The organism is Desulfurispirillum alkaliphilum (genome assembly GCF_055378285.1).
This window is the reverse complement of sequence record NZ_AP042405.1, coordinates 2,748,259-2,764,079: the sequence shown is the minus strand read 5'-3', so window position 1 is coordinate 2,764,079 and position 15,821 is coordinate 2,748,259. Positions and strand designations below refer to the sequence as shown.

At 55.0% G+C, this 15,821-nt stretch carries 12 protein-coding genes; 7 read left to right on the top strand and 5 right to left on the bottom strand.

The genetic code is table 11. The features are described 5' to 3' along the window. From glnD to ACZ46I_RS12425, 3 genes are read left to right on the top strand one after another with little or no spacing between them, the layout of a single operon-like run. Entirely contained in the window at positions 1 to 2,694 is a 2,694-nt protein-coding gene (glnD, locus tag ACZ46I_RS12435; protein ID WP_464280970.1) for a [protein-PII] uridylyltransferase, read from the top strand. Next, positions 2,691 to 3,713, top strand: coding sequence for a pilus assembly protein PilM (gene pilM / locus ACZ46I_RS12430; RefSeq protein ID WP_464280969.1), 1,023 nt, complete (start codon positions 2,691 to 2,693; stop codon positions 3,711 to 3,713). Before glnD ends, pilM begins: the two co-directional genes overlap by 4 nt. A gap of 20 nt (positions 3,714 to 3,733) precedes the next feature. Next, positions 3,734 to 5,032 (top strand): 3-deoxy-D-manno-octulosonic acid transferase, encoded by a 1,299-nt coding sequence (locus ACZ46I_RS12425; protein ID WP_464280968.1) that lies wholly within the window; start codon positions 3,734 to 3,736, stop codon positions 5,030 to 5,032. Between the two features lie 9 nt (positions 5,033 to 5,041). On the opposite strand, the gene folE is transcribed toward ACZ46I_RS12425, so the two are convergent. Both folE and ACZ46I_RS12415 read right to left on the bottom strand, forming a co-directional pair. Further along, positions 5,042 to 5,656, bottom strand: a complete 615-nt coding sequence (folE, locus tag ACZ46I_RS12420) for a GTP cyclohydrolase I FolE (RefSeq protein ID WP_013505474.1) — start codon at positions 5,654 to 5,656, stop codon at positions 5,042 to 5,044. A 177-nt stretch (positions 5,657 to 5,833) separates the two neighbouring features. Beyond that, positions 5,834 to 7,324: a methyl-accepting chemotaxis protein gene (locus ACZ46I_RS12415; RefSeq protein WP_464280967.1), complete on the bottom strand. Its 1,491-nt coding sequence runs from the start codon at positions 7,322 to 7,324 to the stop codon at positions 5,834 to 5,836. A 1,008-nt stretch (positions 7,325 to 8,332) separates the two neighbouring features. Here ACZ46I_RS12415 and ACZ46I_RS12410 point away from each other — a divergent pair. Further along, complete coding sequence (locus ACZ46I_RS12410; protein ID WP_013505472.1) at positions 8,333 to 8,527, top strand: ferredoxin; 195 nt, start codon at positions 8,333 to 8,335, stop codon at positions 8,525 to 8,527. Positions 8,528 to 8,760: 233 nt separating this feature from the next. After that, a complete protein-coding gene (locus ACZ46I_RS12405) occupies positions 8,761 to 9,129 on the top strand; it encodes a hypothetical protein (RefSeq protein ID WP_013505471.1) in 369 nt (122 codons plus the stop codon). 111 nt (positions 9,130 to 9,240) lie between these two features. Here the strand turns inward: ACZ46I_RS12405 and ACZ46I_RS12400 are convergent, their stop codons facing one another. Beyond that, positions 9,241 to 10,698, bottom strand: coding sequence for a cyclic nucleotide-binding domain-containing protein (locus ACZ46I_RS12400; RefSeq protein ID WP_464280966.1), 1,458 nt, complete (start codon positions 10,696 to 10,698; stop codon positions 9,241 to 9,243). A 133-nt stretch (positions 10,699 to 10,831) separates the two neighbouring features. Between ACZ46I_RS12400 and ACZ46I_RS12395 the strand changes: the two genes are divergently transcribed. Continuing rightward, complete coding sequence (locus ACZ46I_RS12395; protein ID WP_464280965.1) at positions 10,832 to 11,503, top strand: metal-dependent hydrolase; 672 nt, start codon at positions 10,832 to 10,834, stop codon at positions 11,501 to 11,503. Here ACZ46I_RS12395 and ACZ46I_RS12390 read toward each other — a convergent pair. Further along, complete coding sequence (locus tag ACZ46I_RS12390) at positions 11,465 to 13,195, bottom strand: SulP family inorganic anion transporter (protein WP_464280964.1); 1,731 nt, start codon at positions 13,193 to 13,195, stop codon at positions 11,465 to 11,467. The genes ACZ46I_RS12395 and ACZ46I_RS12390 overlap by 39 nt on opposite strands. A 272-nt stretch (positions 13,196 to 13,467) precedes the next feature. On the opposite strand from ACZ46I_RS12390, the gene ACZ46I_RS12385 reads away from it, so the two are divergent. Then, a complete protein-coding gene (locus ACZ46I_RS12385; protein ID WP_464280369.1) occupies positions 13,468 to 14,868 on the top strand; it encodes an IS4 family transposase in 1,401 nt (466 codons plus the stop codon). 40 nt (positions 14,869 to 14,908) lie between these two features. Here ACZ46I_RS12385 and ACZ46I_RS12380 read toward each other — a convergent pair whose 3' ends face one another. Next, positions 14,909 to 15,793 (bottom strand): hypothetical protein, encoded by an 885-nt coding sequence (locus ACZ46I_RS12380; RefSeq protein WP_464280963.1) that lies wholly within the window; start codon positions 15,791 to 15,793, stop codon positions 14,909 to 14,911. Positions 15,794 to 15,821 lie beyond the last annotated feature (28 nt).

The following is a 15,821-nucleotide window of genomic DNA, read 5'->3' as shown; positions in this document are numbered from 1 at the left end:
ATGATGTACCGCATTCACGCTGATCTGCGGAATCGGCTTGACTTTCTGCTGGAAAATCGCCTGCGTAAACTGAATCAGGACCCGAACTACTGCGGCGCTTCGCTCCCCAACCAGGAGTTGATGCGCCGCAGCGCCGTTGTGGAAATTTTCCGCAAATTCTACCATTTCAGCTTTCACCAGATGCGCACGCTCCATGACAGCGGTGTGTCGGCAGATTACACTGTGACCTTCCATACGGTGCTGGTGGATGTGTGTGTGCAGAAGATGTGGGAGGTGGTGGAGCGCGAATGCGAGCGGCGTGCCGATGGCTGCAATGTGCCGGCAATTATCGCCGTGGGAGGGTATGGCCGTGGCGAGCTGAACCCCTTCAGCGACATTGATCTTCTGATCGTCAGCACCCACGCCATCGACAGCACGGTGGATACCCTGGCCAACAACCTGCTGTACATGAGCTGGGACGTAGGCCTGAAAATATCCCATTCGGTGCGCAGCATTGACGAGTGCCTGCAGTGGATGAGTGACATCACCGTGAAAACGGCTTTGCTGGAAGCGCGCTTTATCTGCGGTTCCAGCGCCGCATGGGAGCAGTTCGACGGCCAGGTGCTCTACCGCATCTTTCATCGCCAGACGGACAGCTTTATCTACCAGAAGATCAATGAACAGAAGCAGCGCCTGGAAAAACAGTCCAGCAGCCTTTACCTGTTGGAGCCCAACGTCAAGGAGGGCGTCGGCGGGCTGCGCGATATTCATACCTGCGTCTGGATCGCACGGGTGCGCTATGGGGGCATGAGCATGGCGCACCTGGAGGAGAAGCTGGAGTTCGGCGATCTGAAGAAAGCCCGAGAGTTCCTCTGGCGTGTGCGCAACGAGCTTCACTTCATTGCCAACCGCTCCCAGGACATCCTGACCTTTGAGAACCAGCAGCAGATTTCCCGCAAGTTCGGCTACCGCGACGAGCGCAGCCGCAAGCGACTGGCCGTGGAGCTCTTTATGCACGACTACTACAAGTGCACCCGACGTATCCAGGCCGCGACCGAACAGATTATCTACCGGTGTACACCCCAGAAGTTCCGGCGCAAGATTTTTGGCGAGTTGCTGGTGCGGGCGCTGCCCGACGGTTTTATCCAAAAGGGCAATGAAATTGCCATACCGGCCCGGGATGATTTTTTTCGGGAAGATCCGTTGCGCATCCTGAAGCTCTTTTCTCTGGCCCAGCGCAAGAGCCTCCACATTCCCCCGGATGCCAAGCAGACGATCCAGAAGAATCTTGGCTTCCTCACGCCAAAACTGCGGAGCTCACTCTCCGCCAATGGCATTTTTCGCTCAATCCTGAAATACACCGCCAATGTCTCCCGAACCCTGCGCCAGATGCATCAGTGCGGGGTGCTGGGGAAATGGCTGCCGGAATTCGGCACCCTTGACTGCCTGGTACAGTTCGATCGCTACCATGTGTACACCACCGACAAACATACCCTGAAAGCAGTGGAATTTATGGAACTGCTCTATCAGCAGGGCTGCCTTGGCAACAAGGAGATCTTCTGCCGGGCTATTGCCCATGCCCGCAAGCGGGATCTGCTCTATATGGCCATACTGCTCCACGATGTGGGCAAGGGCAAGGGTGGTGACCACAGCAACAAAGGGGCGATCCTGGCGGGTCCGGTCTGTCAGCGCATGGGCTTCAGTGAGGTGGAGACGGAGTTGATCCAGTTTCTGATTCGGCATCATGTGCTGATGGCAAATATATCCCAGCGTCGCGATATCGCAGATCCGCGTACGGTTGAGATCTTCTGCGGGGAAGTTGACTCCATGGAGAAGCTCGCGAACCTCTACCTGCTGACCTGCTGCGATATCCGTGCCGTTGGGCCGAAGGTGTGGACTGACTGGAAAGGACAGCTGCTGGAGTCACTTTTTGAAGCAGCGGAGCATTACTTGCGTACTGGCCAGACCGAGAAATACAATGTGCAGGCGGTGCGCAGAATGCGCCAGCACCTGCTGGAAAAAGGCGTTGACCCCTTCACGCTCCAGCTCTTTGATGATGAATACCTGCTGCTCTTCAACGATGAAGATATCCTGCTGCATTCCCGACTGATCGCTCGTCTGCGTGACAGTGCCCAGCCGCTGCTGGTGTCCCACCGTGTCAGTCCTGAGACGCAGACGGCGGATATCTTCATCACGGGCTATGATCTGCCGGGAATCTTCAGTAACATCGCCGGCGCCATTCTCGTCAATGAACTTGAGATCATTTCCTGCCGGGTCCAGACATTTCAAAATGGTATGATTTTCGATGTCTTCACGGTATACTATCGCGACAGCATGCTCGGGGCCAGTGTCAGTTACTGGAAGGAAGTCATTGGCTATATCCAGAACGTGCTGCTGGGGAAACGTCAGCTGGAGCTTTCCCGTTCATGGACACGGCGCAAGACCCTTAAAAAGGATTTTTCCCGGGTCTTTGTGCATAATGACCAGTCGGAAAAATACACCGTGGTGGAAGTGTTCACCAGGGACAAACCTGGGCTGCTCTACGACCTGACGCGGCTTCTCTACACATTGGGGCTGACCATACATTCGGCCAGTATCACCACGAATGTGGAGCAGGTTGTTGATGTATTCTACGTCAGTGACCTGAAGGGGAATAAGGTTCTGTCTGAAGAGCGTATCGAAGGTATCAAGGAACAGGTAGGCGGATTGCTATGATAACGGTCGGTATCGACATCGGCTCATACAGTGTCAAATGCGCTGCAGCCGAGATAAAAGGCAAGGAACGCAAGCTGATCTTTGTGGGTGAGGAACCCATGGAGTCCGGTGGCTTCAGCGGTGGATCTTTCACCAACCACGAAATCGTGTTCAAGTCCCTGCGCAAGGTTCTCTCCAATGTCACCCTGACGGGCAGTAAGGTGGTGCTGAGTATTCCCTGCTGCAGCCTTTTGCACAAGGCAACCGTTGAGTATCCCGGCACGCCCATGAAGGACGCCATGAAAATGATCCGCTGGGATTACATTCAGTATCTGCCTGAAGGCAGTGATACCAGCGCGGTCACCGTGGCCTTTTCCGGCCATAAGAGCCACAGTGATCCTGCCACAAGCTGCGTGGACGTCTATGCCATTCCGGAATACCTGGTGGCCAACTACACGAACCTCTTCGCCGATATCAGTGTGAGCGTGAACGCCATTGATCTGAGCACCCTGGCGCTGGAGCGGTTTTACGGTATGGTGGCTCCCACCAGTGGGCTTGGAATTATCATCAATGTGGGGCACGAGTACACGGAATACGCCATTGTCGTGGACGGAACTCCGGATTACCAGGGCTTTCTGCCCATCGGCGGTTCCCACGTGGCCCAGGATATATCGGAAACTCTTGATATTCCCTTCAACGACGCAGTCGCCATGACGCGGGGTTCATTTTCCCGTGATACCGAAGGCGATGTGCACCAGATGGTCAACGAGGAATTCTTCAAGCTGGCGGAGCGGGTTGTTCGGAATCTTTCTAAAGTCCTGAAAGAGCGATATCGCCGCATGGCTGTCGAGCGCTGTATTCTCGCCGGTGGTGTTGGCAGCAGTGTGGCATTTGCCAATCGCATTATCGATCGCCTCGACACCCAGGCTCTCAGTATAACCAGCATCCCCGGGGTTCAGATGTCCGATCGCGTGCAGCCGCTGGCTTCTCAGGGCCTGGGGAAGTACGCGGTGGCCGTTGGCCTCAGCTTTTACTTGTGAGCAAGGAGTTTCCCGTATCCATGTTTCTCTACAACATTCTGCTGCACCTGCTCGGCCTTGTGCTGGCTCCAGTGCACCTGGTCAAAATATTCTTTGCCCGCAGCCGCATCCAAAAGGGTACACTCCAGCGGTTGGGATTTTTTAGTCGCAAGAATCGGATTCTGCTCCAGAATCTGGAGAAAACGGTACTGATTCATGCTGCAAGCGTGGGAGAAACCAGAGCGGCTATTCCCTTGATTAAAAAAATTTACTCTGACAGTGACGGCTATCACTTGATTCTCTCCAATGTCACTGATACGGGGAACCTGATCGGGCAGACCATCGATCAGGTGTATCACTGCCTCTATCTCCCCTTCGACTTCCCTTTCGCCGTAAGGCGATTTCTGCGCGTGGTCAGGCCATGTAAAATCATAATCATTGAGACGGAAATCTGGCCGAACTTTATCCGCGAGGCAACCCGCATGGGCATTCCCGTCTATATCGCCAATGGTCGCATATCGGAAAAGTCCTTCGGACGCTATCGGGCACTGCGCTGGTTTTTCGGACCGATCCTGCGGCAGGTGCAGCGTATTTTTGCCCGCACCGACGAGGACAAGCGGCGTTTTTTGGAGATTGGGGTGAATGCGTCGCAGGTGGAAGTTGCCGGAAATGTGAAATTTGATCTGGCCATGCATGATCAGGAAGAGAGCGAGTGGGTCGAGAACTTCCGCGATGACCTGAAGTTGCCGGATCCCGATGAGGTGGACGTTCTGTGCTTTGGCAGTATTCACCCCAGCGAAGATGAAATGGTGCTGCAGACCCATAAGCGCCTGCTCGACGAGGGACAGGAAATCGTTTCCATCCTGGCGCCGCGTCATATCGAACGCCAGAAGCAACTTCTGGAGCGTATTGAGGAGAGCGGATTCAAGGGCTATTTGCGTACGGAACTTCCTACAAAAAAGAAACGCCTCAAATCCGGGGATATCCTTGTACTCAACACGATAGGCGAGCTGATCAAGGCCTATGCTGTGAGCAATGTGGTGTTTGTGGGTGGCAGCTTTGACCAGAAAGTACAGGGGCACAACATCCTGGAAGCGTGCGGAGTCGGCAAGCCCGTGATTTTCGGCCCCTATATGGATAACTTTACGGAGATCGCCGTGGTGGTGCGCCAGTGGGAGGCCGGTAACTGGATTATGGACCAAGAGGAGCTTTTTGACAGTATCAATGGATTGCTGACAAATCCTGCCCTCGCCAGGCACATGGGCGATCAGGCCCGGGCACTGCTGCGCAAGAACCAGGGGGCGGTAGATCGCATATTCGCCGCGGTATTCAGGAAGTAACTGCGGAAATTACCAGTGGATGGATGTGCGCGAAGTGTTGGCTGTGTGCTCCATGAATTCACTGCGCAGGTGGCGGTCCTCTTTGAAGCTGCCGAACATGGATGTCGTTGTCATGGTGGTGGAGTGGTTTTTGACTCCCCGGATGATGGCGCACATGTGCACCGATTCAACCATGACCGCCACTCCCCTGGGTTTGAGCACGTCAAAGAGCGTTTTGCCGATCTGGGCCGTCATGCGCTCCTGTACCTGCAGGCGTCGCGCATACATTTCGACGATACGCGGAATTTTTGAAAGCCCGATGATGTTACCATCGGGAATATAGGCCACATGGGCTTTACCCAGGAAGGGCAGCATGTGGTGCTCGCACAGCGAAGAGAAGCTGATGTCTTTGACCAGCACCATATCCTCGTCTTCGCTGGCAAAGATCGCGTCATTGATAATTTCATGAATATCTGTGCGGTAGCCGCTGGTCAGTTCACGGTACATGCGTGCAACCCGCTGGGGAGTCTTCAGAAGCCCCTCACGGTCCGAGTCTTCGCCAATGGCCTGCAGTATTGTGGCGACCGAATCCTCTATTGCTGGCAGCGAGCTGCTTTGCTTCGTATCATAATCCATAGTTTTCATGCAGAATCCTCGAACTTCCGGAATTTCGCCAGCCCGCTGAGGCGGAGCCAGGGGAAGTATTATTGCCGGCAATGTATACGCTTTTTCCGCAGCGCTGTCCAATGGGAAATAGCAAAAATCCGCATTTTTTGACAGCGCTGCGCGCGATGAGCGTGCCAGGCAGGAGCAGGTTGTTTGTCAGCGCCGGTTGTCAGCGGGGGGCAGGTACTCCTGAACCTGCTTGCTGATGCGAATCCCCACTATGCTCCCCAGCTCGCCCACCACATGCATCATGTTCTGGGCCTGGGCATTGAGTTCTTCGCTGGCGGCGGCTGCTTCTTCAGAGGTGGCAGCGTTGCGCTGGGTGATGTGGTCAATATGTGACATGGATGTGGCAATCTGCTGCATGCCAGAGACCTGCTCCTGGATGGATGCCGAGATGTCATTGATGATTTCCGAACTCTTGCGTACCTTGTCGACAATATCGCCAAACGCGGCATTGGTGCGGAGCGCAATGGCATTGCCCTCTTTGATGCGGACAATGGCTCGTTCAATGATGGTGGCTGTTTCGCGGGCCGCATTGGCTGATCTGCCCGCCAGACTCTTGACCTCTTCAGCCACAACGGCAAATCCGAGCCCGTGCTCACCGGCACGGGCGGCTTCCACAGCAGCATTCAGGGCGAGCAGGTTTGTCTGGAAGGCTATCTCGTCAATGGTCTTGATGATCTTGGCAATCTGCTCACTGGCCGTGGTTATCTCTTCCATGGATACCATGAGTTCCTTGACCTGGGTGTCGCCGGTGACAGCGGCCTGGTTGGCTTCGTGGGCCAGGAGATTGGCCTGCTTGGCATTTTCGGCATTCTGCTCGTTGGCAGAGCTTGCCTCGTGAATCGTGGCGTTCACTTCTTCGACATTGCTGGCCTGTTCACTGGCGCCCTCGGCGAGGCTGGCCGCACTGCTGGCTATCTCCTGGGAGGCCACCAGAACCTGGTCTCCCGACTGGTTGATTTCATGGAAAGCACGTGAAATTGGCCGGGAAATGGAGCGTCCGATCAGCAAGCCAACCGCGATGGAGATGGTCAGGATAATGGCCGTGGCCAGTGCGCCGCGAATGGCGCTCTTGCGGAAGACCACATTGACATCATCGCGGACATCGTCCACGTAGACGCCACTGCCGATGATCCACCCCCAGGGCTCAAAGCCTTTTACGTATGATATTTTTTCGACAGGATCCGTGTGGCCGGGTTTTGGCCAGAAATAATTCACGAAGCCGGCATTACTCTGGCGTACCGCCCGCACCATTTCCAGGAAGAGGTGAAGGCCATTGGGGTCGCGGTTGCCACTGATATCCTGACCTTCCATGGCCGGGTTGAAGGGGTGCATGACCATGCGGGGATGCATGTCATTGATCCAGAAATACTCATCACCGTCATAACGCATGGGGCGGATGGCATTGAGTACAATCTGCTGGGCGGTTTCGGTATCCAGCTCACCAGCCAGAACACGTCCGTGATAGTTTTCCATCAGGCTGTAGGCCACATCGACGACGCCGACCAGTTTTGATTTGCGGTCTTCCATCATGGAATCCTGCAGGTTGCTCAACAGAACCCAGCCGAGTGCCAGGAGGCCCAGAGCGGAGAAAGCAATCAATACGTAGATCTTTGCCTGAAGCGTCATATTTCGACCCATGATAAACTCCACTATCCCTATAGGTTTTCTCGTTGACCGGTTGACTGTATCATGAGTGGAACTGTTGCGCAGCGAAAATTTGTGAAAAAACACATGGTGTTGAGATTTTATCGCATCTGACTCAACTTTCGTACCTTGTTGTCTTGGGTTAAGTTGTTGTTATCCTTGTGTTTGTCTCGCGAAAACCCTATTGATTTTGCATGCTTGACTTATCTGATAATCCACTTTTTGTCTCCGGATATTGTCCTTTTTGACCGCGCAAAAAGGACACAAAAACGCGCCCCCCGAACGCCCGTTTTTCCGGCTCATTGCTCGCCTGTTCTGGAGATCCGACAGCAGGCTGATCAAAGAGGCCCATCTGCTGCGTTGCCGGGCATCGCTCGTCACTGCGCCGTACAGGAAGTACGCCTCACTTCTCACCTTGCTTGCGCCTTGCACCTGAGAGCTTTTCAATTGCCTGCATAACGCTATGGACCCGCAGGGTTGCCGCCACGACGGCGGCAACCGCAAACCAAAAGCCACGGAGGGCGGTTGTTTGCGGTCCCCAGTTCCAGGCAAGCGGACGGCTGCTAAGGAAAGCACTGGGGGCCGTTTCCCAGCCACTTTTTGCGGGTAAAAAGTGGCAAAAGAAACTCGTCTATATGGTGAGGATAATGTCAAGCGACGCCGCCTGTGCAGAGCCATTTCTGCCATTCCAATATGGCATCAGTGTCGACACCGACAACCTGCCGTTTCGGGGGGTGCGAAACTTCAGATCTGAGTGTTTTCGATTGCTGAGGTATTTCTGCAAACGGTATAGGGGTGCAGAACATCAAAGCGCGCGGAGGTAGATGCCCGAGTTGAATATGTATTGCGTGAATGGCGAAGGGCGTGGGTGTCGACGGGTTTTTGGTAAACGACACCTGGGGAGCAAAGTTGATATTTGTCAAGGAAAACCGCTGGCAGATGCCTATACTTTCACACAGGAAAAGCAGTGAATTCATTAACCCTGCACCTGAGGAGGATATCATGGCCAGGAAAGTATGCCTTGATTCAGACGCCTGCATTGCCTGCGGATTTTGTTATGACAGTGTTCCCGATGTATTTGGCAGCGATGATGAGGGCACAGCCTTTGTCGCAAACCCTGATGGCGCCGATGAAGCCAGTATTCAGGATGCCATAGACGGTTGCCCGGCAGCCTGTATCTTTTGGGAAGAAACCTGATCGCCTGGTAACTGCGCCTGATCCTTTTGTTGGGGACAGGCGCAGGACACCTGGATGCGCCCCTCTTCCTGTGCAGAAATTGCACAGATGCGCAAAGCTTTAACAGGTGAAAGGCTCTCATGGGGCAGCCAACAGCCAATAATAAACATTTTCACAATTGGCATGGTACATGCAATATCCTGAAGTACAGCACACACAACACACTTTTCACACTTTGACTCAGGAGCAGTAGTATGAACACAAAAGGCCGTTTTCTGGCAGGCTTGGCCCTCATGGCCATAATTGCCACAGCAGCTTACGCGTATCCGGGCGGTCCCGGTGGCAAGCGCGGGGGCTGTTTTGGTGGATGTGACACCGAGCAGTGTCAGCAGGCAAGGGAGCAGCGAGATCCGGTCACTCAGGAGCAGGCGACCCAGGCTGCACAGGAATTTGTTGCCAAAAATCTCAACGGTTTTACGGTGGCGGATGTCGTTTCCTATGAAACGCCCAGAGCCACCATGTACACGGCAACGGTAGTTGATGATCGTGGCAATACGTTTATTCTTCACGTAAACCCGGCTGGTTATGTCCGTGGCCCATTCACTCCACGGGAAGCCCGCTGAAAGGCTTTTGACGAGACCCCTTCCTTCTCACCATAGAACTCCTTCCTTGAGAGAAAGTGCCGGTTGCTTTGCAATCGGCACTTTCTGCGTTGCGGACCCTGCAGAGTGGAATCAGGACTGGGCGATCGCCTCGTTGGAACTTTTGAGTTTGGCTGCCAGAGCCTTGACGAAATTCTGGTAGAGAATAGCCATCTGCATGGCATTTTGCGGTGTGATATGATCTGTGACCTTAAAGCAGAGCAGGACTGCTTCGTTGGATGAGCAGACGCAGCGGGCACTGCGTTTCTCCCCGGTGATGGGGGCCATTTCACCAAAAAAAGATCCCTGGGTAAGCCGTGAAGCGGTGAAGTGGTCGATGTAGCGCTCAAGGTTGCCGATATCGTGGCGCGTGCCAACCATGACATCCACCACCCCGTTGATGATGAAGTAGATTTCCTTGCCTGCACTGCCCTGTTCAAAGACAATGTCGAACTTCTTGTAACGGATAATGCGGGCCTCTGAGGTCACCTGCAGCAAGCCTTCGTTAGTGAGTCCTTCGAAAAGCGAAAAGAGCTTTTTGACCTTAAGCAGCGTCTTCTGGGCATCAGAGAGCTTGCGCATGTCAATTTCCGCTTTTCTCGCTGCCGGGGTGGGTGCCGCATGTTCCTCAGCGATTGCCTGAGGCTTTTCCACAGTGGCGGTTTGCGGCTCTGGTGTGTCCACCGGTGGTGGCTTCGGCGTGGAGGCAGGGGTTTGCACCTGTTCGAGAACCTCGTGCCTGGCGCCGGGAGTGGGCTTCGCGGAAGAGCGCAGGGTCAGGACGCCATTTTCAATGGAGAGGTATCCGGCAGACTCAGCGAAATAACGGATTTCATCCGCTGACTCTTCGCGCCGGATTCCGGAAGATGTTTCCGTGAAAACTACGGGGGGCAGGTTGCCGGGGAGGACAATGGAACCATTGGGGGTGATGAACAGGGAGCTGTCGCGGATGACAGGCTCCGTGACCAGCAGTTCGCCTTCGCGTACCAGAAAGGTCTCCCCCGCTGTTCTGCCCTTGGCTACGCCTCCCTGGTGATCAAAGTGGTAGAGGGTGGGGCCTGGCAGTTCCGATGACTTTGGCGCCTGTCCCCTGGCTACCAGATAGGGTTCCGGGCATAGGGGCTGGTTTTCCTTGGAGGCCTTGTATACCTGAACCGCTATCTCGTAGAGAAGCTCATCGGCGATAATACCAAAGATGACTCCTTCATAGGCGAGGATCTTCTTGATTTCCGTCAGTACCTCCAGGGGCGTGGCGATGCTCAGGTCGATCTCGCTGGCATCGTCTATATGCAGGTAGGCTTCCTTGCGGCCATCCTTGACCCGCTGTTGTATATGGTACTTCAGAACGACGGGATAGAGGCCCTTAGTGAATATGTCAATGAGGTACTCCCGGTACAGGTGATTGCCGGATCGCCTGGCCTCCGAGCACTGGTGTATGGTAAAGCTGATGTCCTCAAGGCTGACCTTGTGTTTGCGGGCAGCCTGGGAGAGGGTCTCCTTGACATCGGTCGTCTTGATGTTGGCTTCCAGTACTCCATCACGGTGGCTCATGGGGATATCCTTGGTGTTTATTATCTTTGTATTTACCCTGTCCGGCCTGCTTTTTCAATGATCATTGTTATTTTGCTTGCCCGGAAGAGTCTCAGGGCGTTGCTGCTGAAGAAGGAATTGCGAGGAGTGAAGAATGGCGATGTTTGATACCCACCTGGCGGCCGGCACGGTCATGAGCGGTGCCCTGGCCACCCTGGCCGTTACCCATGAGAATGTTCCCCTGAGCCTGGCGCTGGGCCTGGTACTGGCAGGCACCCTCGGCAGCGTGCTCCCCGATATCGACGCTCCCCAGTCCAGGCCTACCAGGGTGATGCTGTCCATATTTGCCATGGCGCTGTCACTGCTGATCTGTATCCGCCTGGTCTCCTCGATACCCTTCTGGGCGCTGCCACTGCTTTATGGAATCTGTTTTCTCGGCCTGAGAGTTGTGCTGGAGAGTGTGCTGCAGCGTTTTGCAGTGCATCGCGGCATTATTCACAGCATCCCGGCGGCTCTGGTGGCGACCACCGCCACAGCGGTGGCCAGTCACACCCTGCTGGGAAGCAGTGCGCTGCAGAGCTGGTGGCTGGCGCTTTTTGTGCTGGCAGGGTTTCTGATTCACCTGGTCATGGATGAGGTCTATGCGGTGAATATCAGTGGCGCGAAGCTCAAGCGATCCTTTGGCAGTGCTTTGAAGCTCTACGGCGAACCCTTTCCCACGCTGCTGTGCCTTGTGGTGCTGGTGGCACTGTGGCTGCTCTCTCCGCCGGTTCCGCAGAGTATTGTGTCACTGCCCCAGGCCCTCTGGGGCGCTGTTTTTCACTGAGCGCGCAGGTATTTCCAGGATTGCTCGGGCGCGAGCCAGAGCACAATCAATATGGGGGCAGATGTTCGCTTCGCCAACAGCTGCATGGAAACCATATCTGCGCAGTTTTTGTTCCAGGTTCGGACTGACGCCGGAGAGCACAAGCTGTGTACCGTTGCGCTCACATTTCTGGTGAAACTCCTCCAGGGCATGCATTCCCGTGGCATCAATGAAGGGGACGCTGCGCATGCGCAGAATGAAAACCTGTGGCGGCTTTCTGATAATCTGCAGGACGCCCTTGAGGCGATCGGCTACGCCAAAGAAGAAGGGGCCATTGATTTCGTAGACCTCCACTCCATGGGGAACCTGCTTGTGTTCCGTGGCATCGGGGTCGTGCCGCTCTTCGTTTTCGCCGGAAAATGCCTGCAGGTTTACCGGGCTGATGTTGCTGACATCTATAATGCGCTTGATGAAGAGCAGGGATGCCAGCAGTACTCCAACCTGCACTGCGACGGTCAGGTCAATGAGCACCGTCAGGCCGAAGGTGGTGAAGAGCACCACCACATCGCTGCGCGGAGCGCGGAGCAGGTGTCGTATGCTTTTCATCTCGCTCATGTTCCAGGCAACCACCACGAGAATGGCCGCCAGGCAAGCCAGGGGTATCTTGACGATCAGAGGAGCCAGCAGGAGCATGAACAGGAGCAGAAAGAGGCTGTGGAATATACCGGCAAAGGGCGTCATGGCTCCGGCCTTGATGTTGGTTGCCGTGCGGGCAATGGCGCCTGTGGCAGGAATGCCCTGGAAAAGTGCAGCACCCATGTTGGCCAGCCCCTGGGCCACCAGCTCCACATTGGATTTGTGGCGTCGCCCGGTCATACCATCGGCCACCACAGCACTCATCAGGGACTCAATGGCAGCCAGCAGGGCTATGGTAAGGGCTGAGGGGAAGACCGCCTGTACTTTTTGCCAGTCCCACTGGGGCAATGAGGGCGCTGGCAGGGAGTTGGGGATACTGCCGAAGCGGCTTTCAATGGTTTCCACCGGCAACCCAAAGAACCATGCCGCCAGGGCTCCCAGGGTGACGACGACAATGGGCCCCGGCAGCCTGGGTACATAACGTCGGCACGCCAGAATGATAATGACACCGCTGGTGGCCAGGACAAAGGCATGGACACTTATCTGGTGAATGCTGCCCCCGTAGACCATCAGCTTGTGGATGAACTCGGCGGGCAGTGTCTCTATGGGCAGTCCCAGGAAATCTTTAATCTGGGAAATGAAGATAATCAGGGCTATGCCGGCGGTGAATCCGGTGGTGACGGGGTAGGGAATGAACTTGATAACCGTGCCCATCCGGAAAACCCCCATCAGGATGAGCATGGCCCCGGCCATCAGGGTTGCCAGCAGCAGGCCATCGTAGCCGTGACGCATGATAATGGCGTAGACGATGACCACAAAGGCGCCTGTCGGGCCACCGATCTGGTGGCGACTCCCCCCAAAGGCGGAGATGATGAATCCGGCGATTATCGCGGTGTAGAGCCCCTGGGCGGGGCTGGCTCCTGAGGCGATGGCGAAGGCCATGGCCAGAGGGAGGGCGACGATGGCGACCGTGAGTCCGGCAATCAGGTCGGCGGTGAATACGCTGAAACGGTAGCCTTCGCGAAGGCAGGTGACGGTTTTGGGAACATCAGCCTGAAAAAACGACCTGAAATCCATTTTCTTGACCTTTCCCCTGTCGCTGTGGGCAGGAAAGACAAGTGAAGTCTGCACCGGTGCTGCCCTGTGCCTGCCATGCAGGACCTGTGCAGACCATCTGGTATACGCCCACTTTGGAAAAAAGCAAGGGGAAATATCCTGTATCTGAAGTTTCGCATCCTTTGATTCTAGCGCAAGGTCTTTAAAAGCTAGCATTTAACTAGCGATGACCCCCGCAATTTGGTATACTTGAGTTAACACAAAACGAGTATCCAAGCCACAGGAGGTCATCAATGGCAAAAGTTACCCTGAGTGATGAAAAACTGCAAGCGCGTCTTCTTGAACAGTTCGAAGTATTACGGGTTTTGCGCATGCTGGACTTTCAGCGTTTGGCCAGGAAGTGTGGCATGAACAAGCAGCAGGGCGAAGATGGGGTGAAGGTCTTTGTCTCCCTGTTTATGGCAGTATTTACCTCCAGCACGATAGCCAGGTTTGTGCGTAAAGCACAGGGCTCCGTATTCAGCCTGAAGAAGGACACTGCCTACCGCTATGCACAGCGCCAGTGCATTCACTGGCGCAAACTGCTTTTGTGTGTTGCCATGCGCGCTGTTGGCATCCTGGGTAAATACTATCCGGATAGTGGACGCTACCTGACTATTGACGACTCCCAGCTGGAAAAGACCGGCAAGCGTATTGAGTACCTGAGCTGGATATTCGACAAGAGCAAGAAGCGCTCAACCATGGGTTTCGAAATACCGTGCCTGAGCTACACCGATGGAACTTCCACTATCCCCATGGACTTTGCCATCAAGTCTTCAGCGAACCGGGTCAGTGAGCATTTGGAACCTGCTGATCTTGATGGGCGCTCGTATGCAGCAAGACGTCGCATGGAAGTGGGAATGAAGAAAACCGACCTGGTGCTGGAAATGCTGAGAAGAGCCCGGAACCAGGGAGTTGAGGCCGATGCGGTACTCTTTGACAGCTGGTATTGCTATCCCAAACTGGTGGGCAAGATTTACCACGAGATCGGCTACAACGTCTGCGCTCAGCTCAAAGCGACAAGGACGATCATGGTGACCTGCCAAGGGAAACCTTACGCAACACAGCAGCTTTGGAATACGGTTGTTCCCAGCCTGCGCGCAAAAGTCATCACCGTGCGCAATGTGGAGGTGGAAGTTCGCTCCATAAGAGCAGACTTCGGCAATACTCCGGTAAAGCTGGTGTTCTGCCGTCCTGTAGACAAGCGCAGCCACTACAAGCCTATTATCCTGCTGAGCACCCTGACCCACCACAGCGAGCAGGAAGTTATAGATACCTATGCCAATCGCTGGTCCATAGAAACGCTTTTTAAGGAGCTCAAGCACACCTGGGACTTTGGCAAAAGCCAGTGCCGCAACTTTGAGTCAAATATCTGCTTTTTAACCATCAGCATGATCAGGAGCATCGTGTTCACCATCATGCAGCGACAAGAAGAAGACTATCGCTACAAAGGAACCCTATTCGAGAAAACCGAGTGCGAGCTGCAAACACTCAGTGTGCTTTTTAATCTCGATCAGTACATTGAGTTCGTCTATGAGCTCTGCGGCGAGATATTGAAGTCAAGCACTGCTGTCTTTGTAGAACAAATCGCTGCATTCCAGCAGAGAATCAAAGACTGCGTCGTCAGCATGCTCTTTCAAGGGTGCGAAACTTGAGCTGTATCCTTCAGGTGTGAAATGAGAGTACGTATGGATTTCAGGGGGCCCTGACATTCCAGTTCTGCAGCTCCACCCGTTCAATGCGTCCACTGTGGATGAGGGCGCCGAGGTCTCTGGCCAGCTGACGCAGCATGCGTTCTCTGCCCTGGGGCGTTTCCACGGATTCAGCCCGCTGGGCGAAAATCACATCACGGGCAGTGCTTTCAATATGGTTCTGAACTGTGCGCAGCTCCTGCATGGTCGTGGCAGGATTGCGGCTGGCAAAGTGGATTTTCAGTGCGGCCTGCACGTCCAGAGGGCCCTGTCGCGACTGGATGGTGGCCTGGAAGGCGCGGGTCGTGAAGTGGGTGAGCGCACTGTCTGCAGGCATGTCCAGTGGGCGGCTGAACAGCGTAGCCAGGTGCTCTTCCGCCTTTTCCAGATTATCCAGGGTCTGCTCCAGGGTTGCTGCTTCCAGGGGAATGAGCCCAGGAAGGCGGGTTGCCTCTCCCGCCGCGAACTGGGTCAGGGCCGTATCCATCTGTTCCACTTGCCAGCGGGAGAAGATGCCCTGGCGCATCATGGCCTGCTCCAGAGTCTCCCGTTCCGGGGATTTGCGGGCCACACCGCTGCGGGCGGTAATCAGGGCGTCTCTTGTCCAGAGGAGCTGATGGCGCAGGTGTATCTGGATGACATCCCGGGTGAACTGCTGAAATTCAGCAGGAGGCATGGATCCGAGCAGTTCCCAGAAACGCTGTCTCTGGGTGGGGCCCGGTGGCTGGGCGCTGCCCATGACTGTGCTGATGGCGTCGCGTATTTCCAGTTTTTGACTGGTGGAAAGCTGGGTTGCCCATGGTTGCTTTTCCAGGGAGGTTATGACATGGGCGCTGGAAGGAAGACCCGTTCCCAGGATGAGTAGCAGCAGCAAGAGTATGCGATTCATTTTTTTCCTTTCATTCAGCGGAATTTCG

Coding starts and splice junctions, on each gene's coding strand:
- glnD (WP_464280970.1), top strand. CDS start 1: ATGATGTACCGCATTCACGCTGATCTGCGGAATCGGCTTGACTTTCTG.
- pilM (WP_464280969.1), top strand. CDS start 2,691: ATGATAACGGTCGGTATCGACATCGGCTCATACAGTGTCAAATGCGCT.
- ACZ46I_RS12425 (WP_464280968.1), top strand. CDS start 3,734: ATGTTTCTCTACAACATTCTGCTGCACCTGCTCGGCCTTGTGCTGGCT.
- folE (WP_013505474.1), bottom strand. CDS start 5,656: ATGAAAACTATGGATTATGATACGAAGCAAAGCAGCTCGCTGCCAGCA.
- ACZ46I_RS12415 (WP_464280967.1), bottom strand. CDS start 7,324: ATGGGTCGAAATATGACGCTTCAGGCAAAGATCTACGTATTGATTGCT.
- ACZ46I_RS12410 (WP_013505472.1), top strand. CDS start 8,333: ATGGCCAGGAAAGTATGCCTTGATTCAGACGCCTGCATTGCCTGCGGA.
- ACZ46I_RS12405 (WP_013505471.1), top strand. CDS start 8,761: ATGAACACAAAAGGCCGTTTTCTGGCAGGCTTGGCCCTCATGGCCATA.
- ACZ46I_RS12400 (WP_464280966.1), bottom strand. CDS start 10,698: ATGAGCCACCGTGATGGAGTACTGGAAGCCAACATCAAGACGACCGAT.
- ACZ46I_RS12395 (WP_464280965.1), top strand. CDS start 10,832: ATGGCGATGTTTGATACCCACCTGGCGGCCGGCACGGTCATGAGCGGT.
- ACZ46I_RS12390 (WP_464280964.1), bottom strand. CDS start 13,195: ATGGATTTCAGGTCGTTTTTTCAGGCTGATGTTCCCAAAACCGTCACC.
- ACZ46I_RS12385 (WP_464280369.1), top strand. CDS start 13,468: ATGGCAAAAGTTACCCTGAGTGATGAAAAACTGCAAGCGCGTCTTCTT.
- ACZ46I_RS12380 (WP_464280963.1), bottom strand. CDS start 15,793: ATGAATCGCATACTCTTGCTGCTGCTACTCATCCTGGGAACGGGTCTT.